Here is a 1,426-nt window from a genome sequence, read left to right as displayed (position 1 = left end):
GCCACCCCCCAGACAGGCACCGGCAACAGCAGCGGCAGCAGTGACACCGGCACCAGCGGCACCGGCGATCCGATTCCCGAGACCACCGCATCAACCGCCAGCCCCAACGGGCTCGAAGGTTCCGGGCTCGGCGACATCCCCATCGTCACGCTCACGCCGACGAGGCCCCCGACCAGCCCCGGCAGCCCGCCACCCGCCGGACCGACATCCAGCCCGGACCCGACACCCGCAGGACCCACCCCACCCCCGACGCCGGACCCCGACGAGGAATGGGAACTGGAAGCCTGCCACCCACTGCGCGCGGACGACCTCGCCGTCACCGTCACCGACCTCGACCCGGCCACCCCCGGCGCCGAAGCCCTCGACATCACCACCACCCGCCGACCCTGGCGCACCACCACCGTCACCGTCGAGACCACCGCAACCACAACCAGCGGCACACCCGTCGCATCAACCAGGTTGCAACTTGAGGACGATCAAGAAGCCGGCACGCCGGCGCTGCTCGCCCGAATCCCCGGCACGAGCCTCGCCAACGCCAACCTGCCCGACAACGCCCTCCTCCTCACGCTGAAAGCCACACCCGCCGACCAGCACTGCCCCACCCACATTCGCCTACGGATCCGCAACATCACCCCCGCCGCCTTCGCACCCAGGCCACCAGCCCCCACAACAACACCCCCAGCCCCMCCCCCGCCGGCCAGTCCGCCGGCAGCCTCGGCCAGTCCGCCCGCCCCACCGTCCACCTCCACACCGCCGACGCCGGCCACCACCTCCGCGGCACCTCCCGACGTGTCGCCATCGCCATCGGCCACGTGAGGATCGACGACGACCCCGGCCGCCAGCACTCGGAACCAGACCCGGGGGGACGAGGCTGCCCCGCCCCTGTCCTAGTGCGCCGAGCAGGGCCCGCACTCCTCACCATCGTGAATGTGGCGGGGGCCCATGGGCTTGGATGGGAGGCATGAGTGACGCGCTGGACACGGTCAGGCGGGTGATCGCCGCCTTCGAGACCGGTGACCGGGAGACACTGCTCGGACTGCTCGCCGAGAATGTCGTGATGGAGGCGCCCGGCGGGGTGCACCTCATCGGCCGCGAGGCGGCGGTCAACCACAGCGATGCCTTCCTGTCCGCCTTCGGCGACATCGAGGTCGACACGCACCTTCTCGTTGAGCAGAGCCCGCTGGTCGTCGAGGAGTCCACGCTGACGGCCCGGCACACGAGCCCGTTCACGGCCACCGGCGGTGAGCCGATCCCGGCGAGCGGCAACCTCGTGACCCTRCAGATCGTCGAGGTGTACCGGGTGGACGGCGGCCTGGTCACCGAGAACCGCATCTACTTCGACGAGACCCGCCTACTGCGCCAGCTCCGCCCCGACTGAACCGCCCCGGCTTCGACGGAGACTGAGGCGGTTCACCGCCACCTCCCG

At 71.2% G+C, this 1,426-nt stretch carries 1 protein-coding gene and 1 pseudogene; both read left to right on the top strand.

Features of this window, described 5'->3' with window-relative positions; genetic code table 11:
* Window positions 1-816 (top strand): annotated as a pseudogene (locus CC117_RS37375) (hypothetical protein); the annotation flags it as partial.
* 145 nt (window positions 817-961) lie between these two features.
* Window positions 962-1,378: an ester cyclase gene (locus CC117_RS10225; RefSeq protein WP_071083505.1), complete on the top strand. Its 417-nt coding sequence runs from the start codon at window positions 962-964 to the stop codon at window positions 1,376-1,378.
* Window positions 1,379-1,426: the final 48 nt, after the last annotated feature.

Origin of the sequence: Parafrankia colletiae, from assembly GCF_001854655.1 — a bacterium.
Taxonomy (GTDB): domain Bacteria; phylum Actinomycetota; class Actinomycetes; order Frankiales; family Frankiaceae; genus Parafrankia; species Parafrankia colletiae.
The sequence above is the reverse complement of the archived record's forward strand: the minus strand, read 5'-3'. Positions and strand labels throughout refer to the sequence as shown.